Origin of the sequence: Streptomyces sp. M41(2017) (assembly GCF_002078175.1) — a bacterium.
Lineage (GTDB): Bacteria > Actinomycetota > Actinomycetes > Streptomycetales > Streptomycetaceae > Streptomyces.
Map to the genome: position 1 here is coordinate 1,659,460 of NZ_MWFK01000001.1, position 21,075 is coordinate 1,680,534.

21 protein-coding genes are annotated in these 21,075 nt (G+C 74.1%); 12 read left to right on the forward strand and 9 right to left on the reverse strand.

Annotated elements, in window-relative coordinates:
• Positions 1 to 45: 45 nt before the first annotated feature.
• Entirely contained in the window at positions 46 to 1,152 is a 1,107-nt protein-coding gene (locus tag B0675_RS07215; RefSeq protein WP_081217910.1) for a hypothetical protein, read from the reverse strand.
• A gap of 163 nt (positions 1,153 to 1,315) precedes the next feature.
• Between B0675_RS07215 and B0675_RS07220 the strand changes: the two genes are divergently transcribed.
• Complete coding sequence (locus tag B0675_RS07220) at positions 1,316 to 3,868, forward strand: helicase C-terminal domain-containing protein (RefSeq protein ID WP_081217911.1); 2,553 nt, start codon at positions 1,316 to 1,318, stop codon at positions 3,866 to 3,868.
• Between the two features lie 129 nt (positions 3,869 to 3,997).
• Positions 3,998 to 5,647, forward strand: a complete 1,650-nt coding sequence (locus tag B0675_RS07225; protein ID WP_081217912.1) for a DNA repair helicase XPB — start codon at positions 3,998 to 4,000, stop codon at positions 5,645 to 5,647.
• 84 nt (positions 5,648 to 5,731) lie between these two features.
• Here B0675_RS07225 and B0675_RS07230 read toward each other — a convergent pair whose 3' ends face one another.
• The gene (locus tag B0675_RS07230; protein ID WP_081217913.1) at positions 5,732 to 5,926 is read right to left on the reverse strand and encodes a hypothetical protein; all 195 of its coding nucleotides are present in this window, start codon (positions 5,924 to 5,926) and stop codon (positions 5,732 to 5,734) included.
• Between the two features lie 401 nt (positions 5,927 to 6,327).
• On the opposite strand from B0675_RS07230, the gene B0675_RS07235 reads away from it, so the two are divergent.
• Complete coding sequence (locus B0675_RS07235) at positions 6,328 to 8,415, forward strand: AAA family ATPase (protein ID WP_081217914.1); 2,088 nt, start codon at positions 6,328 to 6,330, stop codon at positions 8,413 to 8,415.
• 78 nt (positions 8,416 to 8,493) lie between these two features.
• Here the strand turns inward: B0675_RS07235 and B0675_RS07240 are convergent, their stop codons facing one another.
• Positions 8,494 to 9,216, reverse strand: a complete 723-nt coding sequence (locus B0675_RS07240) for a copper homeostasis protein CutC (RefSeq protein WP_081217915.1) — start codon at positions 9,214 to 9,216, stop codon at positions 8,494 to 8,496.
• A gap of 158 nt (positions 9,217 to 9,374) precedes the next feature.
• Positions 9,375 to 10,052: a maleylpyruvate isomerase family mycothiol-dependent enzyme gene (locus tag B0675_RS07245; protein ID WP_081217916.1), complete on the reverse strand. Its 678-nt coding sequence runs from the start codon at positions 10,050 to 10,052 to the stop codon at positions 9,375 to 9,377.
• Positions 10,053 to 10,100: 48 nt separating this feature from the next.
• Here B0675_RS07245 and B0675_RS07250 point away from each other — a divergent pair, with 48 nt between their 5' ends.
• The 3 genes from B0675_RS07250 (at position 10,101) to B0675_RS07260 (ending at position 13,285) form a co-directional block, all read left to right on the forward strand.
• A complete protein-coding gene (locus B0675_RS07250; protein WP_081217917.1) occupies positions 10,101 to 10,811 on the forward strand; it encodes a hypothetical protein in 711 nt (236 codons plus the stop codon).
• Positions 10,812 to 10,952: 141 nt separating this feature from the next.
• Positions 10,953 to 12,161 (forward strand): Cmx/CmrA family chloramphenicol efflux MFS transporter, encoded by a 1,209-nt coding sequence (locus B0675_RS07255; protein WP_081221645.1) that lies wholly within the window; start codon positions 10,953 to 10,955, stop codon positions 12,159 to 12,161.
• 20 nt (positions 12,162 to 12,181) lie between these two features.
• Complete coding sequence (locus B0675_RS07260; protein ID WP_107482575.1) at positions 12,182 to 13,285, forward strand: GNAT family N-acetyltransferase; 1,104 nt, start codon at positions 12,182 to 12,184, stop codon at positions 13,283 to 13,285.
• A gap of 69 nt (positions 13,286 to 13,354) precedes the next feature.
• Here the strand turns inward: B0675_RS07260 and B0675_RS07265 are convergent, their stop codons facing one another.
• Together B0675_RS07265 and B0675_RS07270 are read right to left on the reverse strand one after the other, a co-directional pair.
• A complete protein-coding gene (locus B0675_RS07265) occupies positions 13,355 to 13,621 on the reverse strand; it encodes a DUF4031 domain-containing protein (protein WP_081217919.1) in 267 nt (88 codons plus the stop codon).
• Positions 13,618 to 14,013: a hypothetical protein gene (locus B0675_RS07270; RefSeq protein WP_081221646.1), complete on the reverse strand. Its 396-nt coding sequence runs from the start codon at positions 14,011 to 14,013 to the stop codon at positions 13,618 to 13,620. Before B0675_RS07270 ends, B0675_RS07265 begins: the two co-directional genes overlap by 4 nt.
• A gap of 57 nt (positions 14,014 to 14,070) precedes the next feature.
• Between B0675_RS07270 and B0675_RS07275 the strand changes: the two genes are divergently transcribed.
• The 4 genes from B0675_RS07275 (at position 14,071) to B0675_RS07290 (ending at position 18,124) form a co-directional block, all read left to right on the forward strand.
• The gene (locus B0675_RS07275; RefSeq protein WP_081217920.1) at positions 14,071 to 14,991 is read left to right on the forward strand and encodes a MurR/RpiR family transcriptional regulator; all 921 of its coding nucleotides are present in this window, start codon (positions 14,071 to 14,073) and stop codon (positions 14,989 to 14,991) included.
• A 158-nt stretch (positions 14,992 to 15,149) separates the two neighbouring features.
• The gene (gene murQ, locus B0675_RS07280; RefSeq protein WP_081217921.1) at positions 15,150 to 16,085 is read left to right on the forward strand and encodes an N-acetylmuramic acid 6-phosphate etherase; all 936 of its coding nucleotides are present in this window, start codon (positions 15,150 to 15,152) and stop codon (positions 16,083 to 16,085) included.
• Positions 16,086 to 16,101: 16 nt separating this feature from the next.
• Positions 16,102 to 17,502 (forward strand): PTS transporter subunit EIIC, encoded by a 1,401-nt coding sequence (locus B0675_RS07285; protein WP_081217922.1) that lies wholly within the window; start codon positions 16,102 to 16,104, stop codon positions 17,500 to 17,502.
• A gap of 34 nt (positions 17,503 to 17,536) precedes the next feature.
• Positions 17,537 to 18,124: a hypothetical protein gene (locus B0675_RS07290; RefSeq protein WP_081217923.1), complete on the forward strand. Its 588-nt coding sequence runs from the start codon at positions 17,537 to 17,539 to the stop codon at positions 18,122 to 18,124.
• Positions 18,125 to 18,177: 53 nt separating this feature from the next.
• Here the strand turns inward: B0675_RS07290 and B0675_RS07295 are convergent, their stop codons facing one another.
• Together B0675_RS07295 and B0675_RS07300 are read right to left on the reverse strand one after the other, a co-directional pair.
• Positions 18,178 to 18,378 (reverse strand): hypothetical protein, encoded by a 201-nt coding sequence (locus tag B0675_RS07295; protein ID WP_081217924.1) that lies wholly within the window; start codon positions 18,376 to 18,378, stop codon positions 18,178 to 18,180.
• On the reverse strand, positions 18,375 to 18,614 hold the full coding sequence (locus B0675_RS07300) for a hypothetical protein (protein ID WP_179165261.1): 240 nt from the start codon (positions 18,612 to 18,614) through the stop codon (positions 18,375 to 18,377). The genes B0675_RS07295 and B0675_RS07300 overlap by 4 nt, the downstream gene beginning before the upstream one ends.
• A gap of 115 nt (positions 18,615 to 18,729) precedes the next feature.
• Between B0675_RS07300 and B0675_RS07305 the strand changes: the two genes are divergently transcribed.
• Together B0675_RS07305 and B0675_RS07310 are read left to right on the forward strand one after the other, a co-directional pair.
• Positions 18,730 to 19,569, forward strand: coding sequence for a helix-turn-helix transcriptional regulator (locus tag B0675_RS07305; RefSeq protein ID WP_081217925.1), 840 nt, complete (start codon positions 18,730 to 18,732; stop codon positions 19,567 to 19,569).
• A complete protein-coding gene (locus B0675_RS07310; RefSeq protein ID WP_081217926.1) occupies positions 19,553 to 19,759 on the forward strand; it encodes a DUF397 domain-containing protein in 207 nt (68 codons plus the stop codon). Before B0675_RS07305 ends, B0675_RS07310 begins: the two co-directional genes overlap by 17 nt.
• A 68-nt stretch (positions 19,760 to 19,827) precedes the next feature.
• Here B0675_RS07310 and B0675_RS07315 read toward each other — a convergent pair whose 3' ends face one another.
• Positions 19,828 to 20,946, reverse strand: a complete 1,119-nt coding sequence (locus B0675_RS07315; RefSeq protein WP_081217927.1) for an NADH:flavin oxidoreductase — start codon at positions 20,944 to 20,946, stop codon at positions 19,828 to 19,830.
• Between the last annotated feature and the right edge of the window lie 129 nt (positions 20,947 to 21,075).

A 21,075-nucleotide genomic window follows, 5' to 3' on the forward strand; every position in this document is an offset into this window, starting at 1 on the left:
CCGGCCGGGGCGGCGGCCGGAGGACGCGGGGGCGGGCCGTCGGGCTCAACGGCGGCGCCGGGAGCGCCAGACCAGGTACAGGGCGGAGGCCACCGCCGCGGCGCGGACGACCCAGGGCCACGTCTCGGCCATCGCGTCGCTCATGTGACCGTCCGCGACGGGGTCGCCCCAGCGGCCGTTCTGCCGGCCCCAGAGCCAGACGAGGCCGCCCGTGACCGCGAGGCCGGGCAGCACGAGGACCGCCCACTTCGACTCGGCGGGGGTCAGCCGGCGTGATCCGTAGGCGATCAGCCAGCCGAGGCCGAGCGCGAACCAGTTGCCGAGCGCGGCGCCGGCGACCAGGAGGGCGGCGGCGAGCAGCAGGAGCGGGTTGGCGGAGGCGGCGAGGAGCGAACGGCGGCGGACGACGACGGGGGCGACGACCGTCGCGTCCGCGGCGCCGGGTGCCGGCCTCTTCCCCCGGTTCTTCCTCGCGAACCGGGTCCAGCGCCCGCCCCCGCCCTTGCCCGTGCCCTTGTCCGTCGGGTCGGTCCGCGCGGCCTTCTGCGCCGCCTCGGCCGCCTCCTGCGCCGTGCGGTCCTGCTGTACGGGCGGCGGCCTGAGCAGCTCGGGGATCTCCACGCCGCCGGTGAACCCGGGCACGCTGTCGCCGAGTCCGAAAGGGCTGCCGGTGACCCGCCACCAGTCGGGCCGGGTCGCGCTGTCACCGAGTTCGTACGCGCCGGCCAGATGGGGCGGTGAGGGGACGTCGGCCCCGCTGTCCACGGCGGGCGGGGGCTCGGCGGGGCGCGGGCGCGGGACGACGCGGCGCAGTCCCTTGGGCCGGTCCTGCGCGGTGCCGGAGCCCCGGCCCGGTACGGCGGTCCGGGTGTCGGTGGCCGCTTCGGGAGTGGTGGCCGAGGGGGTGCCGGAGCCCGGTGCGCGGCCCGCTCCGGCCGCGGAGACGACGGCGTCGGGGGTGCCGAGCCGTTCGAGGAGGCGGCGGACGGCGGCGGGGCTGTCCGCGGTCTCCTCGGCCCTGCTGCGGTCGATCGCGCCGCGCAGTTCCGTGACCAGGCGCATCCGGGTCGCCGACGGCAACTGCCGCTGCTGGGCCAGGTCTCCGACCCGGCTCAGGTAGTCGAAGACCAGCTGGTCGCTCTCGATCCCCACGAAGTCCCCTCCGGGGCGGGTGCGTTGGATTCCCCGTGGTGACGAAGGTACCGGTTTTTCCCCACCGGGGCGGCGGCCGTCCCGTCCGGGGAACGCGGCCGCCGGGTGCGCGTCCAGCCCTGCGGCGGCCCTCGGGGACATGTCACCCGCTACCGTTGACAGGATGAGCCCCGAGACGACCGCCCCGCGGTCCCTGGCGGAAGCACTCCGGGCGCGGGACGACGCCTCGCTGACCGCTTTGCTGCGTTCCCGTCCCGACCTGATCACGCCCGTCCCCACGGATCTCACCCAGCTCGCCACCCGGGCGGGCACCCGGGCGTCGGTGGTGCGCGCCCTGGAGCGGCTCGACCGGTTCGCGCTCCAGACGGCCGAGGCCCTGGCCGTGGCACCGGAACCGGCCGCGTACGGCGAGCTGCTCGGGCTGCTGGCGGGGGACGACGCGGACCCCGCGGTGACGGCCGCCTTCCCGCACGCCCTCGGGACGCTCCGCGAGCAGGCCCTGGTCTGGGGGCCCGACGACCGGCTGCGGCTGGTACGGACGGCCCGCGAGCTGCTCGCGCCGTCACCGCAGCACCCCTCCCCCACCGGGCTCGGGCCGACGGTCGCCGAGGCCACCACGGGCATGTCGCCGGGACGTATCCAGGAGATCGTGACGGCGGCGGGGCTCGCGACCACGCACGACTCGGTGTCGGCGGTGGCGTCGCTCGGCGGCCTGTTCGCCGACCGGCGCCGGATGTCCGCCCTGCTCGACGAGGCGCCCGTCGAAGCGGTGGAGGTGCTGTCGCGGCTGGTGTGGGGGCCGCCGTACGGGCAGGTGACGGCGGAACCGGCGGCGCATCTGCGGTGGCTGATCGCCCGGGGGCTGCTGCTGCCGACGGCGCCCGGCACGGTCGTCCTGCCCCGTGAGGTGGCCCTGCATCTGCGGGCGGGCCGAGCACACCGGGTGACGGAACCGGTGGCGCCCGCGGTCGAGGCCGCGACGACGCACCGTCCACAGGTTGTGGACGCCGCCGCGGCCGGCCAGGCCTACACGACGCTGGCGACGGTCGAGGAACTCCTGAAGGACTGGCACGAGGGCGGTCCCCCCGTGCTGCGCGCGGGCGGGCTGAGCGTGCGGGACCTGAAGCGGACGGCGGTGGCGCTCGACGTCTCCGAGCCCGTCGCCGCGTTCTGGGTGGAACTCGCCCACGCGGCGGGCCTGGTGGCGTCCGACGGCGAGGCCGACGAGCGGTACGCGGCGACCCCGGCCTACGACGAGTGGCTGGAGCTGCCCGCCGCCGAGCGCTGGGCGCGGCTCGCCTCGGCGTGGCTGGCGGCGACCCGTACGGCGGGGCTGGTCGGCGGCCGGGACGCGAAGGACCGGACCCTGTCCGCGCTCGGCCCGAACCTCGACCGTTCGGCGGCGCCCGAGGTCCGCCACCGTGTCCTCGCGCTCCTCGGCACCCTGCCCGAGGGCTCCTCGCCCGCCCCGGACTCCCTCCTCGCCCGGCTGTACTGGGAGCGCCCGCCGCGCGGTGCCCGGACCCCCACCGACGATCTGAGGACCCGGCTGGCCCGGTGGACGCTGTCCGAGGCGGAACTGCTCGGGGTGACCGGCCGGGGCGCGCTGTCCGCGCAGGGGCGGGCGCTGCTGGGCCTGCCGCCGTCGGCCGCCGTACCGGAGGCGGAGGCGTCGGGTCCCGGCGCCAAGCTGCCCGCGCACAGGCGGCACCACCCGGCGGACGGTGCCGCGGCCGGTGCCGTGCCCCGCTCCCCCGCCGAGCAGGCCGCGGCGGCGGAGCGCGCGGCCCGGCTGGTCGCGCCGCTGCTGCCCGAGCCGCTCGACCACGTGCTGCTCCAGGCGGACCTGACGGCGGTCGCGCCCGGCCCGCTGCAGCGTCCGCTGGCCGACACCCTCGGGGTGCTCGCGGACGTCGAGTCCAAGGGCGGCGCGACCGTGTACCGCTTCACCCCCGGCTCCGTACGCCGGGCCCTGGACGCCGGGCGTTCCGCCTCCGACCTGCACGCCTTCCTCGCCGCCCACTCCCGTACGCCGGTCCCGCAGCCGCTCGCCTACCTGATCGACGACGTGGCGCGCCGGCACGGGCACCTGCGGATCGGGGCCGCGTCGGCGTACGTGCGCTGCGACGACGACGCCATGCTCAGCGAGATCCTCGCCGACAAGCGGTCGCAGGGGTTCCGGCTGCGCCGGCTCGCGCCGACCGTGCTGGCCGCGCAGGCGGATCCGGCGGCTCTCCTGGAGGGTCTGCGGTCGATGGGCTTCGCGCCGGCCGCGGAGTCGGCCGAGGGCGACGTCCTGATCACCCGGGCGCACGCCCACCGCACGCCGCCGCGCACCGCCCCCGAGCCCGTGCCGGACGGGCCGCCGGTGCCCGACGCGACGCTCCTGGGCGCGGCGGTCCGTGCCATCCGGGCCGGGGACCTCGCCTCGACGGCCCCGCGCAAGGACGACCCGGCCGGCGACGGCCCGGCCACCGGGGAGCTGCCCCGCACCAGCTCCGCCGAGACCCTCGCCACCATGCAGGCCGCCGTCCTCACCGGCGAGGCCCTCTGGATCGGCTACGTCAACGCCGAGGGCTCCGCCAGCCAGCGCGTCATCGCCCCCATCCGCGTCGAGGGCGGTTTCGTCACCGCGTACGACCACACGGCCGACGAGGTCCGCACGTACCCGCTGCACCGGGTCACGGGGGTGGCGGAACTCGACGACCAGCCGTGAGGGCGCCGGTCGTGGCCCGGGCCGGTACCGGGGCGGGCCGACGACCAGCCGTGATCACCCGCCGGTAAGGCACACTGGACGTTTGGCCGAGCATCCGCGCCGGGTGCCGCCACGCAGAAAGGGACGGGTGTGAACGGACCCCTCATCGTCCAGTCCGACAAGACGCTCCTGCTCGAAGTCGATCACGAGCTGGCCGACGCCTGCCGCCGTGTGATCGCCCCCTTCGCCGAGCTGGAGCGGGCTCCCGAGCACATCCACACCTACCGCGTCACCCCCCTCGGCCTGTGGAACGCGCGGGCCGCCGGGCACGACGCGGAGCAGGTCGTGGACGCGCTCGTCGAGTTCAGCCGGTATCCGGTCCCGCACGCCCTGCTCGTGGACATCGCCGAGACGATGGACCGCTACGGCCGGCTCACCCTCAGCAAGCACCCCGCGCACGGTCTCGTCCTGACCACCACCGACCGGCCCGTGCTCGAAGAGGTGCTGCGCTCCAAGCGCGTCGCCCCGCTCGTCGGCAGGCGGATCGACGCCGACACGGTCGCCGTGCACCCCTCCGAGCGCGGGCAGATCAAGCAGACGCTGCTGAAGCTCGGATGGCCGGCCGAGGACCTCGCGGGGTACGTCGACGGCGAGGCCCACGCCATCGACCTCGCGGAGGACGGCTGGGCGCTGCGGCCCTACCAGAAGCAGGCCGTGGAGAACTTCTGGCACGGCGGCTCCGGTGTCGTCGTCCTGCCCTGCGGCGCGGGCAAGACGCTGGTCGGGGCGGGTGCCATGGCGCAGGCCAAGGCCACCACGCTGATCCTCGTCACGAACACCGTCTCCGCCCGGCAGTGGAAGCACGAGCTGGTGAAGCGGACGTCGCTGACCGAGGAGGAGATCGGCGAGTACAGCGGTACGCGCAAGGAGATCCGTCCGGTCACCATCGCCACCTACCAGGTGCTGACGACCCGGCGGAAGGGCGTCTACCCGCACCTCGAACTCTTCGACTCCCGCGACTGGGGGCTCATCGTCTACGACGAGGTGCACCTGCTGCCCGCCCCGGTCTTCAAGTTCACCGCCGACCTCCAGGCCCGGCGCCGGCTGGGACTGACCGCGACCCTCGTCCGGGAGGACGGCCGCGAGTCGGACGTGTTCTCCCTCATCGGCCCCAAGCGGTTCGACGCCCCGTGGAAGGAGATCGAGGCGCAGGGCTACATCGCGCCCGCCGACTGCGTCGAGGTGCGGGTGAACCTCACGGACGCGGAGCGCATCGCGTACGCGACGGCCGAGACGGAGGAGAAGTACCGCTTCTGCGCCACCACGGCGACCAAGCGGAAGGTGACGGAGGCACTGGTCCGGAAGTTCGCGGGCCAGCAGATCCTGGTGATCGGCCAGTACATCGACCAGCTCGACGAGCTGGGTGAGCACCTGGACGCGCCCGTCATCAAGGGCGAGACCAGCAATGCGCAGCGGGAGAAGCTGTTCGACGCGTTCCGTCAGGGCGAGATCAGCGTGCTCGTGGTGTCCAAGGTCGCGAACTTCTCCATCGACCTGCCGGAGGCCACGGTCGCCATCCAGGTCTCGGGCACCTTCGGGTCCCGCCAGGAGGAGGCGCAGCGCCTCGGCCGGGTCCTGCGGCCGAAGGCCGACGGCCACCAGGCCCACTTCTACTCCGTGGTCGCCCGGGACACCATCGACCAGGACTTCGCGGCGCACCGCCAGCGCTTCCTGGCGGAGCAGGGGTACGCGTACCGGATCATGGACGCCGACGATCTGCTGACCGACAGCGGAAGCTGACGGCGGCCCGCCGGTCGGCGCCCGCGACCGGCGGTCACGGGGTCGGGCACGGCCGGGCGGGAGGCGGCGGGGTCAGCGGCAGGGTCAGCGGCGGCGGACGCCGGCTTCCTCGCCGTACTCGCCGAGCAGGACGACGTCGAACGCGGCACCCGCGAAGACCTTCACGGCCCGCAGGGCGTCGCCGAAGCGGTGGCGGTGGTGGGCGGAGGTGACGGCCGTCGCCCCGCGGGCGGCGGCGCCGGGACGGGCAGGGCCTGGGGTGAAAGTGGCTGCACTCATATCTCCATGGTGCGATCCCCGGCCCCGAACGGCGTCGGTCTTCCGACCGAACCTGGGCGCCCCCCGGGTCCACCCCCGGTGCCGCCCGCCGTACACCTCACGACGGACACCGACCCCTAGGGGCGGTGGTCCCCGACCCTGACGAGGGGCGGGCCGCCCGCCGTCCGTCGTCGCGGCGGGAGACCGGGAGCCGGAAAACCCGTTGGCACGGGCATCCGTCCCTCGTCTAGAATCTCCGCTCTTGCCCGCCTCCCTTCGCGGAGTGCCGCCGTCCGGCCGGAAACCGGACGGCATCCGGAATCGCGCACGGATTCCGCAGAGATCCAGGCCCGAACCGCCCGGATCGTCTGGTCCGAGTCAGCCGCATCACTCCCGCAGCAGGTCCCCGGAGGCAATTCCCCGTGTCCACCCTGTCCGACGGTCCGTCCGGCGCACCGTCCGAAGCCGGCGATCCCCTCTCCCGCGAACGTTCCCACCTCGGCCTGTCCCGTTCCGCGCTCCGCGCGATGCGCGAGGACGCGGAGAACCTCGACATCCGCGACGTCACCGCGAACTGGGTGAACGCCGAGGTCCTGCACCGGCAGATCGGCGAGCGCATCAAGGCCCTCGCCGACCTCAGCCACACCCCGCTCTTCTTCGGGCGCCTCGACTACCTGCACGCGCCGGGCGCCGACCGGGCCGAGGGCGCGGAGGGCGAACGGTTCTACATCGGGCGCCGGCACGTGCACGACGCCGAGGGCGACCCGATGGTCATCGACTGGCGCGCGCCGGTCTCGCAGCCGTTCTACCGGGCCTCCAAGAAGGACCCGATGGACGTCGGGCTGCGCCGCCGCTTCGGCTACACCGGCGGCGACCTCACCGCCTACGAGGACGAGCACCTCTCCGACCCGGCCGAGGCGGCGGCCACCAGCAAGCTGCTCCAGCAGGAGATCGAGCGCCCGCGCGTCGGCCCGATGCGCGACATCGTGGCGACCATCCAGCCCGAGCAGGACGAGATCGTACGGTCCGGGCTGTCCGGCTCGGTCTGTGTGCAGGGCGGTCCCGGCACCGGGAAGACCGCCGTCGGCCTGCACCGGGTCGCGTACCTGCTGTACGCGCACCGGGACCGGCTGGCCCGCACCGGCACGCTGGTGATCGGCCCGAACAAGTCCTTCCTGCACTACATCGAGCAGGTGCTGCCCGCGCTCGGCGAGCTGGAGGTGCGGCAGGCGACCGTCGACGACCTCGTGGCCCATGTCGAGGTGCGCGGCAGCGACGACGCGCCGGCCGCGGTGATCAAGGGCGACGCGCGGATGGCGGAGGTGCTGCGCCGGGCCGTCCGCTCGCACGTGACGCTGCCGACCGAGCCGGTGATGGTCGTCCGGGGCTCCCGGCGCTGGCGGGTCGCGGCATACGAACTGGAGGAGATCGTCCGGGAGTTGCTCGCCCGGGACATCCGGTACGGGGCCGCGCACGAGGCCCTTCCGCAGCGCATCGCGCACGCCGTGCTGGTCCAGATGGAGCGCTCCGGGGAGGCGCCGGACGACCGGGTGCAGGACGCCGTCGCCCGGAACAGCGCGGTGAAGGCGGCGGTCAAGGCGATCTGGCCGCAGGTCGACCCGGCCAAGCTGGTGCTGCGGCTGCTGAGCGACGCGGACTTCCTCGCCGCGCACGCGGAGGGACTGCTCGACGAGGCCGAGCAGAAGGAGATCCTCTGGGCGAAGCCGGTGCGCAGCGTGAAGTCCGCGAAGTGGTCGGCGGCCGACGCGGTGCTGATCGACGAGGCCACCGACCTGGTGCGGCGCACGCACTCGCTCGGCCATGTGGTGCTCGACGAGGCGCAGGACCTCTCCCCGATGCAGTACCGGGCGGTGGGCCGGCGCTGCACGACGGGCTCGGCGACCGTGCTCGGCGACCTGGCGCAGGGGACCACTCCCTGGGCGACCCGCAGCTGGGCGGAGGCGCTCGGGCATCTGGGCAAGGGGGACGCCGTGGTGGAGGAGCTGACGGCGGGTTTCCGTGTCCCCACGGACGTCATCACGTACGCGTCCCGGCTGCTGCCGCACATCGCGCCCGGCCTCGCGCCGGTCGCCTCCGTGCGGGAGAACCCCGGTTTCTTCGAGGTCCGGGCGGCCACCGGGGACGGTGAAGTGATGGACGCGGTCGAGGAGTTGCTGCGCCGCGAGGGCTCCACGGGGCTGATCGCCGCGGACGCCCGGATCCCGGTGCTAGCGCAGGCGCTGACAGCGGCCGGGCGGACGTATCTCGGTCCCGGCGAGGAGACCACGGCCGAGACCCGGCTGACCCTCGTGCCCGCCTCGCTCGCCAAGGGTCTGGAGTACGACTACGTGGTGCTCGACGAGCCGCGGGCCGTCGTCGACGGCGAACCCGACGAACGCACCGGCCTGCGCCGCCTGTACGTCTCCCTCACCCGAGCGGTCTCGGGCCTGATCGTGACGCACGCGACCCCGCTGCCGGCAGAACTGGAATCCAGCCCCTCCGGCGTCTGAGGAACGGGGCGCGGGGCGGAACCCCGAGTACGGCAAGGGCAGGGGCGGAGGGGGCGACGAACTCCCCCCGCCCCGGGGCTACGCGTGCAGCGCGGCCCGCGCGTCGACGGCGGCCCGCCACTCCCGGACGGCGACGGCGGAGACGGGCCCGGTCCAGCCCAACGGCCGCGCGGCGCCGCCGATGTGGAACGCGTCGACCCCGGCGGCGAGCAACTGGGGAACATGGTCGAGACGGAGCCCGCCCCCGACCATGATCCGCTGCTCGTAGCCCGGTTCACCGCATCGTGCCGCCTCGGCGACGAGAACGGAGAGCCCGTCGTCGACCCCGGTCGCGGAGCCGGCGGTCAGATACCCGTCGAGGCCCGGAAGGCCGGCCAGCCGCTTGCGCAGGGCGTCCCGGTCGCCCGCCCGGTCGATCGCGCGGTGGAACGTCCAACGGCAGCCGTCGAGTTCGGCGACGATCCGCTCGACGGCGTCCAGGTCGGGACCCCCGCGCTGGTCCAGGAAGCCGAGCACGAACTCGTCGGCGCCCGCCGCCCGCAGCTCGCCCGCGGCCCGCACCAGTGCCTCGACGCCCCGCTCGCCCCCCGAGGCGAAGCCGTCCGACAGGCGCAGCATCACGCGCAGCGAGATGTCGACGGAGGCACGGATCCCGGCGAAGGTCTCCACCGGGGGCGTCAGCCCGTCGGCGGCCATGTCCGTGACCAGCTCCAGCCGGTCGGCTCCGCCGTCCTGAGCGGCGACCGCGTCCTCCACGCCGAGGGCGATCACCTCCAGGAGTGCGCTCTTCCGCTCGCTCATCGGACCTCTTCCTTGGGCGGCTACAGGTCTAGTCCAATCCCAAGAGTACGCGCGCGGGCGCGGGGGCGCGAGAAGCCCTGCCCGGGCCGAGGGTTTTCCCCCTCCGCCCGGCCCGTGCCCGCCCACGCACCGCCCGCCGCCCGTCACTCACCCGCCGCTCACCCGAACAGGTTCAGCTCCGTCTCCTCGGCCCCGACCAGCTCGTACGCGTCCGCCCGTGGAACCGGACGGCCCGCGTACAGCCGTACGAGCGTCGCGGCGTCGCCGATGTAGCGGGCCGGGGGCCGGTCGCCGGGGACACCGCCCAGGCGCAGCGGGTCGTCGAGTTGGTCGAGGTCGGCGTGCAGCGGCAGCCGGTCCCGGTCCCGGCTGACCCGGGCGAGGAGGGCGAGGGCGTGCGGAAGTCCCGCGCCCTCGTAGGCGCCCGGTTCACCGAGAGCCTCCCGTACGTCCCCGGCGTGCACCCACTCTCCGAGCGCGACCGCGTCGAGGGTGCCGTCGGACCGGGCGATCGCCGCGCCCGCCTCGGTCATCCCGCGCTCCAGCTCGTCGAGGATCCGGCCGGTCGGCCAGTCGCCGCGCTCGGCGATGTCACGGTCGTTGGCCTCCGGGCTGAACACCCCCCGTTCGAAACGGCTCTCGACGACCCGGGTCAGCGCGGCCGAGCAGTGCGCCAGCACGTCCCGCACCGTCCAGGCCGGGCACCCCGCGGTCGGCAGCGCGAAGTCCCCTTCGGGCCTGGCCCGCAGCAGCGGGATCAGCGCGTCGCGCTCGGTGCGCAGGAGCAGGCCGGGCAGGTCCGGGTCCCGTACGTCGTGTGCGTCTCCAGGAATCATGGGTCCACCGTAGGAAGGGACGGGGCGCGGGGCGAGGAGAATGGCGGGATGACGGCAGAGAGCAACCGCGGAGCGGGACACGAGAGCCACCGGCATCCGGCCCGTGCGGACCTTTCGCGGCGCTGGGCGGAGACCGTGCGCGCCGCCCGCGACGGCGCGGATGGTCCGGGGCCTTCCCCGGAGCCCTACGCGGAGAACCTCCTGGACCGGTGGGCCGAGCCGCAGCGCAGGTACCACACCACGGACCACCTCCTCGCGGTCCTCGACCGCGTCGACGTGCTGGAGGCGCACGGGGAGCGGCCGGCGGACCCGGCCGCGGTGCGCCTCGCGGCGTGGTTCCACGACGCCGTGTACCTGCCGGACCGCTCCGAGAACGAGGAGCGGTCGGCGCGGCTGGCCGAGCGGGCCCTGGCCGAGCTGGGCGTCGGCGCCGAGCGCACCGCCGAGGTGGTCCGGCTGGTCCGGCTGACCGTCTCGCACGACCCCGCCGACGGTGACGGCGACGGCGCCGTACTGTGCGACGCCGACCTGGCGATCCTGGCCTCGCCGCCGGCCGCGTACGCCGCCTACGCCGCGGCCGTCCGCGAGGAGTACGGCTTCGTCCCCGACGACGCCTTCCGGGCGGGCCGGGCGGCCGTACTGCGTCAACTCCTCCATCTGCCCCGGCTGTTCAGGACGTCGTACGGCGAGCGGATGTGGGCCGGGCCCGCCCGGCAAAATCTCACGGACGAGCTGGCGACGCTGACGAAGGCGCCCTGACGACCGTTCCGCCATCCGGACCGTGCGGGAAACGGGTTCGACGGCGGGCACCGGAGGCCGTACGAAGGAGGCATGCCTCCGAGCCGCGGTTCCCTGAAGCCGGACATACCAGCCACCGGTCCCGCCGGTGCCCGCCCCCGTATGCCGCTGTCCGTCTACATCCTCGCCCTGTCCGTCTTCGCCCTCGGCACCAGCGAGTTCATGCTCTCCGGGCTGCTGCCGCCCGTCGCGGAGGACCTGGGCGTGACCATCCCGCAGGCCGGTCTGCTGATCTCGGCGTTCGCGATCGGCATGGTCGTCGGGGCGCCGCTGCTCGCCGTCGCGACCCTGCGGCTGCCGCGGCGGGCCACCCTGGTCGCGCTGATCGCGGTCTTCGGGCTCGGGCAGGTCGCCGGTGCCCTCGCGCCCACGTACGCCGTGCTGTTCGCCTCCCGGGTGGTCAGCGCGCTGGCCTGCGCCGGTTTCTGGGCGGTCGGAGCGGCCGTCGCCGTCGCGATGGTGCCGGCGACCTCACGGGCCCGGGCGCTCGCCGTGATGATCGGCGGCCTGTCGGTCGCGAACGTCCTCGGCGTGCCCGCCGGGGCGTTCCTCGGCGAGGGGCTGGGCTGGCGGGCCGCGTTCTGGGCCGTCGGCGCCGCGTCCGCGATCGCGCTCGCCGGCATCGTGACCCTGGTGCCGGCCCTTCCTCGCCCGGCTGAACGGCCGCGCCTGGCACGGGAGATGAGCATCTATCGCGACGGGCAGGTCTGGCTGTCCATCGGCACGATCGCGCTCGCCGCGGCCGGTGTCTTCTGCGCGTTCAGCTACCTCGCCCCGCTGCTCACCGATGTCGCCGGCCTCGACGACGGCTGGGTGCCGACCGTGCTGGCGCTGTTCGGGGTGGGCGCGCTCCTCGGGACGGCGGTCGGCGGGCGGTTCGCCGACGCCCACCTGTTCCGGGTGCTGATCCTCGGGATGGCGGCCGACACGGTCGTGCTCGTCGCGTTCGCCCTCCTCGGGCGGTACGCCGTCGCGGCGGTCCTGCTCTCCTTCCTCCTCGGCGTCGCCTGCTTCTGCACCGCCCCGGCGCTGAACGCGCGGATGTTCAACGTGGCCGCCGCCGCTCCGACCCTGGCCGCGGCCACCACCACCGCCGCCTTCAACCTGGGCAACACCGCCGGGCCCTGGCTCGGCGGGGCGGTCATCGACGCGGGTCTCGGCTACGGGGCGACCGCCTGGGCGGGGGCGGCCCTGACCACGGCGGCCATCGCCCTGGCCGTCGTCTCGCTGCGCCTGCACCGCCGGACACCGGGATCACGGATCGTCGGAACCGGGGGCGCGACGGCCGATCCCGTGTGTTCCGAAGCGTGATCCGTCCTATCCTCGGCGGCATGGGAGACACGGGTGGGGACCAGGTGGAGGCAGCCGTCCGGGACTGTGCCGCGCTGCTGCGGCCGGCGGCCGGACTGGACTGGGAGGTCGCGGCGGGAGGTCTGGAGTGGAGCTGCCGGCGGACCGCCGAGCACATCGCGAGTGATCTCGTGGCGTACGCGGGCCAGTTGGCGGGCCGGGCCACGACGGCGTACGTGCCGTTCGAGATCACGCTGGACGACGGCACCGACAACGCGGGGGCCGTCGACGTGATCGAGGCGACCGGCGGGCTGCTCGCCGCCGCCGTGCGCACGACCCCGCGCGAGGTGCGGGCCTTCCACCCGTTCCCGTTCCGCAGCGCGAACCGCGAGGGCTTCGCCGCGATGGGCGTCGCGGAGATCCTGCTGCACACCCACGACATCGCCGAGGGCCTCGGGCTCGCGTACCGGCCGCCGGCCGAGCTGTGCGCCTGGGTCCTGCCCCGGATCTTCCCGCACGTCCGGCCCGAACCCGGTGCTCCCTGGAACACGCTCCTGTGGGCGACCGGACGGGCCGACCTGCCCGGCCGCGCCCCGGTCGCCGAGTGGCGCTGGCGCAACAACCTGGTCATCGACGCCGAGCGGCTCACGCTCCAGGGCGTCACCCCGGCGGCAGCCGCCGACCTCCGCGCGGGCCGCACCGGCGGCTTCGCGTGGATCGAGGGCGGCCCGTTCGAGGGCACGCGGGACGCCGCGGGCATGGTCGTGAAGGCGTACGAGGCGGGGACGCACCGGCCCGAGTGGGGCATGTTCGTGCTCGTGCGGCGCGAGGACGGGCTGGCGGTCGGGGGGATCGGCTTCCACGGCGTGCCCGACGAGGAGGGGCGCGCCGAGGTGGGCTACGACCTCGCGGAGACCGCGCGCGGCCGGGGTTACGCGACCGAGGCGCTGTGCGCCCTCGCGGAGCACGCCCTGGCCCGCGACGACGTGAAGCTCCTGTTCGCGGCCATCGAGCAGGACAACGCCCCCTCCCAGCGGGTGATCGCACGGGCCGGATTCACCCGGGTGAGCGAGGACGAGGAACGGGCGGCGTACGAACTGCACGACCTGGAGGCGTCGTTGCGGCTGTACGTCCGCGAGAGCTGACCGGGCCGCTCCCTTCCCGGCGGTGGGACGCGGCGGGCGGCACTCCCGGCCGGAGCGGGCCGGGACCGGTCAGCCGGCCGGGTGCTTGCGCCGCCGCAGCCCCGCCCCGTGCAGCAGCCGCACCACCTCGCGGCTGCTGACCTCGACGGCGCCCGCGTCCACGGCGGCGGCGTAGCGGTGCGAGGGGATGTCGTAGTGGTCGCGCTCGAAGGCGCGGCGGGGTGCGCCCAGCGTCGCGGCGAAGGCGTGGAGTTCGTCGTAGGAGACGTCGCTGATCAGGTGGGACCACACCCGGCCGTGGCCCGGCCAGGTGGGCGGGTCGATGTAGACGGTCACGCGGGCGGGGCCGTGCCGGTCGCCGAACCGAGCGATCCCACCGGGGAGACCTTCACGCCTGCCTGATGGCACACCCAGTGCGGGTCGGGTCCCAGCTCTGGCTCGACCTCCAGGGCGTGCGGGTCGCCGCTGCCGCAGACCGGGCAGAGCGGCCAGCGCCCGTGCCGCTCCAGGAGCGCGTCCTGCACGTCTTGGGCGACGAGCCCGGCGACGAATCCGGCGCCCTCCGGCCACTGCTCGACCCACCAGCGGCGCTGTACGACCGAGTCCTCGACGAGGGAGACGACGTCCGCCTGGGCGACCTGGCCCGCGATCAGGTCGGCGAGCACCCGGGCACGGGCGGCGTGGAGCGCCTGTTCCAGAGGGCTGAGGGGGCTGTCGCTGGGGTCCATGCCCCCCATTGTGCGCACCCTTGACCGTATGCCCCAAAGGAAAATATCTTTCATCATGTGACCCAGAACGTGAAGGAAATTTTCGCGGGCGAGGCTCCGCCCGCCCCTGCCGCCCTCGCGGCCAAGGTGCGGACCCTCGCCCCCTCGATGACGCGCTCCATGCAGCGGGTCGCCGAGGCCGTCGCCGGTGATCCGGCCGGCTGTGCGGCCCTCACGGTCACCGGGCTCGCCGAACTCACCGGCACCAGCGAGGCGACGGTCGTGCGCACGGCCCGCCTGCTCGGCTATCCGGGGTACCGGGACCTGCGCCTCGCGCTCGCCGGGCTCGCCGCCCAGCAGCAGTCGGGCCGGGCCCCGGCCGTCACCGCCGACATCGCGGTCGACGACCCCATCGCCGACGTCGTCGCGAAGCTCGCCTACGACGAGCAGCAGACCCTCGCCGACACCGCCGCCTCGCTGGACACGGTGCAGCTCGGCGCGGCCGTCGCCGCCATCGCGGCCGCCCGCCGCGTCGACATCTACGGCGTCGGCGCCTCCGGCCTGGTCGCGCAGGACCTCTTCCAGAAGCTCATGCGGATCGGGCTGATAGCCAACGCGCACAGCGACCCGCACCTCGCGGTGACCAACGCGGTGCAGCTGCGCGCGAAGGACGTGGCGATCGCCATCACCCACTCCGGCTCGACCGGCGACGTCATCGAACCGCTCCGGGTCGCCTTCGAGCACGGGGCGACGACGATCGCGATCACCGGGCGTCCCGGCGGACCGGTCACGCAGTACGCCGACCACATCCTCACCACCTCCACCGCCCGCGAGAGCGAGCTGCGGCCGGCGGCCATGTCGTCGCGCACCAGCCAGCTCCTCGTGGTGGACTGCCTGTTCGTGGGGGTCGCCCAGCGCACCTACGAGACGGCGGCACCCGCGCTGTCCGCCTCCTACGAGGCCCTGGCGCACCGCCATACTCCGCGCGGCGGCCGATAGCCGCCTCGCGGGACACAAAACCGGGGGACTTGATTCAGCAGGGAGACTGCGGTCCGTGGGCGGCCTGACGCCACCCGCGTGACGGTGCCGTACGTCGTCCCGGCCGCGCCCCTCTCCGGGCGCGGTACGACACCTCACCGGAAAGAGCCGCTCCCGTCATGACCTCCCTGCCCAACTACGGCGATCTTCGAGCAGAGTTGGAGACGCTGACCACCGAGGCGTTCCGCCCCGAACTGTCCGGGATCGACCGGCTGCCCACGCTGGAGATCGCCCGGCTGATGAACGGGGAGGACGCGACGGTGCCGACCGCCGTCGCCGCGCAGCTCCCCCTCATCGCCGCCGCGATCGACGGCATCGCGGAGCGCATGGCCCGCGGCGGGCGCCTGGTCTACGCCGGCGCCGGTACCGCGGGCCGCCTCGGTGTGCTCGACGCCTCCGAGTGCCCGCCCACCTTCAACACCGATCCCACCCGGGTCGTCGGCCTGATCGCGGGCGGCCCCGCCGCCCTGTCCACCTCGATCGAGGGCGCCGAGGACTCCAAGGAGCTGGCCGCCGCCGACCTCGACGCGCTCGCGCTGACCGCCGACGACACGGTGGTCGGCGTCTCCGCCTCCGGCCGCACCCCCTACGCGGTGGGCGCGGTCGAGCACGCCCGCTCGCACGGGGCGCTGACGGTCGGCCTGTCGTGCAACGCGCACAGCCCGCTCGCGGCCGCCGCCGACCACGGCATCGAGGTCGTGGTGGGCCCCGAACTGCTCACCGGTTCCACCCGGCTGAAGTCCGGCACCGCCCAGAAGCTCGTGCTGAACATGCTGTCGACGATCACGATGATCCGGCTCGGCAAGACGTACGGGAATCTGATGGTCGACGTGCGGGCCTCGAACGAGAAGCTGCGGGCCCGCTCCCGGCGGATCGTCGCGCTCGCGACCGGTGCCTCGGACGAGGAGATCGAGCAGGCGCTCGCCGCCACCGACGGCGAGGTGAAGAACGCGATCCTGACGATCCTCGGCGCGGTGGACGGGCCGACCGCCGCCCGCCTTCTGGAGGAGAGCCAGGGCCATCTGCGTGCCGCGCTGGCGAAGGCGTCCGGCTGACGAGCACGCTCGGGGAGTGCGTACACCGGACTCCACCACAGCCGCGGCGATCCTCCCCCTGGTGGGCGGCCCCGCGAACGTCCTCACCGTCGCCCACTGCATGACCCGGCTCCGGCTGGGTCTGCGGGACCGGGACCTCGTCGACGAGGACGCCCTGCGGGCGCTGCCCGCCGTCCTCGGCGTCGTCGCGGACGACGACAGCTACCAGATCGTGCTGGGCCCCGGCACGGTCGCCCGGGTGACCCCGGAGTTCGAGGCACTGCTGACCCCCACGGCCGAGCGTCTCGCGCTGCGCGGCGCCGAACTGAAGGCCGAACGGACCCGGCGCAACGCGACGCCCCTCAAGCTGCTGCTGCGCCGGGTCGCGGACATCTTCGTGCCGCTGATCCCGGCGCTGATCGGCTGCGGGGTGATCGCGGGCCTGAACGGCCTGCTCGTCAACCTCGGTGTGCTGACCGGCGTCACGCCCGCCCTCGCCGCGATCGCCGGCGGCTTCATGGCGCTGATCGCCGTCTTCGTGGGCTACAACACCGCCAAGGAGTTCGGCGGGACCCCGATCCTGGGCGGCGCGGTGGCGGCGGTCGTCGTCTACGCGGGCGTCGCCAAAGTGACCGTGTTCGGCATGACCCTCGCCCCCGGCCAGGGAGGCGTCCTCGGGGCACTGGCCGCCGCGCTCCTCGGCACGTACGTCGAGAAGTGGTGCCGCCGCTGGGTCCCGACCGCCCTGGACGTCCTCGTCACCCCGACCCTGACCGTGCTGCTGACCGGCCTGGTGACGCTGTACGCCCTGATGTACGCGGCCGGTGAACTGTCCTCCGCCATCGGGACCGCCGCGAACTGGCTGCTCACCACCACGGGCGCGTTCGCCGGCCTCGTCCTCGGCGCCCTGTTCCTGCCGCTGGTGATGCTCGGCCTGCACCAGGCCCTCATCCCCATCCACACCACGCTCATCGAGCAGCAGGGGTACACCGTCCTGCTGCCCGTCCTCGCCATGGCGGGCGCGGGCCAGGTCGGCGCCGCCCTCGCCGTGTACGTCCGGCTGCGCCACGACACCTCGCTGCGCACGACGATCCGCTCCGCGCTGCCCGCCGGTCTCCTCGGCGTCGGCGAACCCCTCATCTACGGCGTCTCGCTCCCCCTCGGCCGCCCCTTCCTCACCGCCTGCGCCGGCGGCGCGGCGGGCGGCGCCTTCATCGGCTTCTTCTCGATGCTGGGCGACCGGGTCGGCTCGACCGCCATCGGCCCCTCCGGCTGGGCCCTGTTCCCGCTGCTGTCCGGCAACCGCGGGCTCGGCCCGACCGCGGCGATCTACGCGGGCGGCCTGCTGACCGGGTACGCCGTCGGTTTCGCGGCCACCTACTTCTTCGGCCTGGACCGCCGGACACACGTCCCGGGCCCTGAACCGGCCGCCGCGTAGCCGTCCTGTCGGCGGCGCGTGCGACGCTGGGACCATGAACCACGCACAGCTGACCGCCCTCGGGCGCGCCCTGCGGGTGCTCGGCGAGCACGGCGACGCCCTGAACGCCGACACCCCCGACGCCAAGCTGCACGAGGTCAAGGCGGACCTGAAGCGGGCCCTGGACCTGCTGGAGGAGACGGTGACGACGGCGGCGCCGACCACCCGCTGCTCGGAGCATCCGAACGGGCCGGTGGACGAGAGCGCCCCCGACCGCTGCCTGCTCTGCGAGACCCGCCGCCGCGCCGCCCGCCGCACCGAGGTCAACGACGCGTACACACACGGCCGGACGCCCGCCCCGGACGAGATGCCCGAGCGTGCCATGTCCCGGTACGGAGTGCGGGGCGACCGCCCGCAGCCCCAGCAGCGCTGGCTCCCCGAGGTGTGGACCGGCCAGGAGTGGCACCTGTGCGGCACCCCGCGCCGCGACCGGCACGAGGCCGAGCGCTATCTCGCCGCCGAGCGCCGCACCCCCCGGCCCGGGATGGCCTACCGCCTCGTCCACGAGTTCACCGACTACGAGGTGCTCCGCATCTGGGGCACCCCGGTGAAGGTCGACATCGAACCCATGGGCAATCTGTAGCGTCCGGCGCCGGCCCGGGGGTCCCCTCACCGGTGACCGCCCGGGCCGGTCCCTCACGGCAGCCGCGTCTCCGCGTTGAGCCGCCGCACCCGGGCGCGCAGGACGTCCCCGGGCGACGCCTCCCCGAGGCACTCCGGCGGACAGTCCCACGCGCGTCCGCCACCCGGCGGCCGCAGCTGGACCAGCCCGCCCTCGCGCCCCATCACCTGCCCGAGCCGGCCGTCCCGCTCGTCGACGGCGTACTCCTCGCTCACGCGCCGCCGCCCTCGCCCGCACCGCCGCCGCACGCGCGCAGGACCGCGGTCAGCCTCTGCGCGGTGCCGACGTTGCAGCGGCCGAGCGCGACCAGGGCGAACGGCTCGTCGCTCGCCCCGGTCACCGGATCGACCCGCAGCGACGGCAGCACCACGCCGACGCCGGTCAGCGCCGCCTTCAGCTCCGCCACGATCTCCTCCGTCGGCCGTACCCGTGTACCCGGAGTCATCTCCATCGGACCGTTCCCTCCACGCTGAGTGTTCGCTTTCACCACCCAGCGTGGCCATCACCCCTCTAACCTGGCCAGAGTCTGCGTCTCAACAACCCCACCTGTGTGACAGGGAGTTGCCATGCCCGGACCGAAGGACCTCGACCCCTCCTCCTCACCCCGCGCGATGATCGGCGCGGAGTTGCGGTACGCCCGCGAGAACGCGGGGCTCTCCCAGGCGGAGCTGGGCGAACCCCTCTTCGTGAGCGGCTCGTTCATCGGCCAGCTGGAGGCCGGAACCCGCAGGCTGCATCTCGAATACGCGGTCCAGATAGACGAGATCCTCGCCACGAAGGGCTTCTTCGAACGCAACTGCCGGGCGCTGGCCCGGTCCAAGTACCCGGACCACTTCGCGGAGGCGGCGGAGGCGGAGGCGGTCGCTTCGGCGATCAGGGAGTTCGCGCCGACGCTGATTCCCGGCTTGTTGCAAACCAGGGCATATGCGCAGGCGATGTTCCGCCGCGGGCGACCGACGGCAAAGGAAGAGGTGATCGAAGAGTTGGTCGCCGCTCGACTGGAGCGCGCACACCTCCTCGACGATCCAACAAGCCCGTTGTTGTGGACGGTCCTTGACGAGGCTGTACTTCGCCGGACGGTGGGAGCGGGGCCGATCATGGCTGAGGCCCTGCGTCACATTGCCACGCTCGCCAGGGAGCACCGGGTCATCGTGCAAGTGCTGCCGTTCACGGCTGGAGCGCACATGGCCATGGAGGGCTCCCTCAAGCTGATGACCTTCGACGCGGCACCGCCCCTCGCCTACCTCCAGGGACTGGGCACAGGCCGGCTGGAGGACGACTCGGCCACGGTGGCTCACCACGATCTGACCTTCCACCTGCTCGCGGCCGACGCCCTCTCGCCGCAGGAATCGCTGGCCCTGATCGACTCGGTGGCGGAGGATTACGCGCATGAGGAACAGCCCTGAATACGACCTGAGCCACGCCACTTGGCAGAAGTCCACGTACAGCGGAGCGAGCGGCGGGGACTGCCTGGAGGTCGCCGAAGGTCACCCCACCCTCGTCCCCGTGCGGGATTCCAAGAACCTCGGCCCCGTGATCGCCTTCGGCGCCTCCGCGTGGGTCGTGTTCGTCGGGCACGTCGGCGCCGACGGCTGACGGGAGCGGGACCACGACAAAGGGCGGCGCCCGCGTACAGCGGGCGCCGCCCTCCGGGCAGACTCGGACTAGCTGAGAGTGCGCAGCGCAGCGGCGTCGTACGGCTTCAGCTCGTCGAAGCGGCCGGCCAGGACCTTGGCGGCCCACTCCGGGTCCTGGAGCAGCGCGCGCCCGATGGCGACGAGATCGAACTCGTCGCGCTCCAGGCGGTCGAGGAGGTCGTCGATGCCGCGCACCGACGAACCCTCGCCCTGGAAGGCCTTGAGGAACTCGCCGTCCAGGCCGACGGAGCCGACGCTGATGGCGGGCTTGCCGGTGATCTTCTTCGTCCAGCCGGCGAGGTTGAGGTCCGAGCCGTCGAACTCGGGCACCCAGTAGCGGCGGGTGGAGGCGTGGAAGGCGTCCACTCCGGCCGCGGCGAGCGGGGCGAGGATCGCCTCCAGCTCCTCCGGGGTCTCCGCGAGGCGGGCGTCGTACGCCTGCTGCTTCCACTGCGAGTAGCGGAAGAGGACGGGGAACTCGGGCGAGACGGCGGCGCGGACGGCGGCGACGATCTCGGCGGAGAACTTGGTGCGCGCGACCGGGTCGCCGCCGTAGGCGTCGGTGCGGCGGTTGGTGCCGGCCCAGAAGAACTGGTCGAGCAGGTAGCCGTGGGCGCCGTGCAGCTCGACTCCGTCGAAGCCGATGCGCTCGGCCTCGGCGGCGGCCTTGGCGAACGCCTCGATGACGTCGTCGAGGTCCTGCTGGGTCATGGCCTTGCCGGTGACCTCGGCACCCTCGGAGGTGATGCCGGAGGGACCGACGGCGGGTGCGTCGGCGAAGGGCGGCTCACCGGCCTTGCGGACCATGCCGATGTGCCAGAGCTGCGGGACGATCGTGCCGCCGGCCGCGTGCACGGCGTCGGCGACGTTCTTCCAGCCGGCGAGCTGGTCCTCGCCGTGGAAGCGCGGCACGCTGTCGCTCTGGCCTGCCGAGTCGTGGCCGACGTAGGTGCCCTCGGTGACGATGAGGCCGACCCCCGCCGCGGCACGCCGCGCGTAGTAGCCGACGACGTCCTCCCCCGGTACGCCGCCCGGCGAGAACATCCGGGTCATCGGGGCCATCGCGATCCGGTTCGGGACGGTCAGACCGTTCAGGGACACGGGGCGGGCAAGGATGTCGGCGGCGCGGGACGCGGCGTCTGTCATGTGGGGGCTCCTCGGAGAGCTCGTCGGTGGCACGTCGGGCGTTCTGCGGGGCGGAGGATCCCACGCGGTATGTGCGCGTGCATCGACTGCCCGTCAGCGTCAACCACGACATCCGGCACCACATTCCGG

Coding starts and splice junctions, on each gene's coding strand:
- B0675_RS07240 (WP_081217915.1), bottom strand. CDS start 9,216: ATGAGCGAGCGGAAGAGCGCACTCCTGGAGGTGATCGCCCTCGGCGTG.
- B0675_RS07305 (WP_081217925.1), top strand. CDS start 18,730: ATGCCCGGACCGAAGGACCTCGACCCCTCCTCCTCACCCCGCGCGATG.
- B0675_RS07250 (WP_081217917.1), top strand. CDS start 10,101: ATGACGGCAGAGAGCAACCGCGGAGCGGGACACGAGAGCCACCGGCAT.
- B0675_RS07245 (WP_081217916.1), bottom strand. CDS start 10,052: ATGATTCCTGGAGACGCACACGACGTACGGGACCCGGACCTGCCCGGC.
- B0675_RS07220 (WP_081217911.1), top strand. CDS start 1,316: ATGAGCCCCGAGACGACCGCCCCGCGGTCCCTGGCGGAAGCACTCCGG.
- B0675_RS07255 (WP_081221645.1), top strand. CDS start 10,953: ATGCCGCTGTCCGTCTACATCCTCGCCCTGTCCGTCTTCGCCCTCGGC.
- murQ (WP_081217921.1), top strand. CDS start 15,150: ATGACCTCCCTGCCCAACTACGGCGATCTTCGAGCAGAGTTGGAGACG.
- B0675_RS07300 (WP_179165261.1), bottom strand. CDS start 18,614: ATGGAGATGACTCCGGGTACACGGGTACGGCCGACGGAGGAGATCGTG.
- B0675_RS07315 (WP_081217927.1), bottom strand. CDS start 20,946: ATGACAGACGCCGCGTCCCGCGCCGCCGACATCCTTGCCCGCCCCGTG.
- B0675_RS07260 (WP_107482575.1), top strand. CDS start 12,182: ATGGGAGACACGGGTGGGGACCAGGTGGAGGCAGCCGTCCGGGACTGT.
- B0675_RS07270 (WP_081221646.1), bottom strand. CDS start 14,013: ATGGACCCCAGCGACAGCCCCCTCAGCCCTCTGGAACAGGCGCTCCAC.
- B0675_RS07290 (WP_081217923.1), top strand. CDS start 17,537: ATGAACCACGCACAGCTGACCGCCCTCGGGCGCGCCCTGCGGGTGCTC.
- B0675_RS07310 (WP_081217926.1), top strand. CDS start 19,553: ATGAGGAACAGCCCTGAATACGACCTGAGCCACGCCACTTGGCAGAAG.
- B0675_RS07230 (WP_081217913.1), bottom strand. CDS start 5,926: ATGAGTGCAGCCACTTTCACCCCAGGCCCTGCCCGTCCCGGCGCCGCC.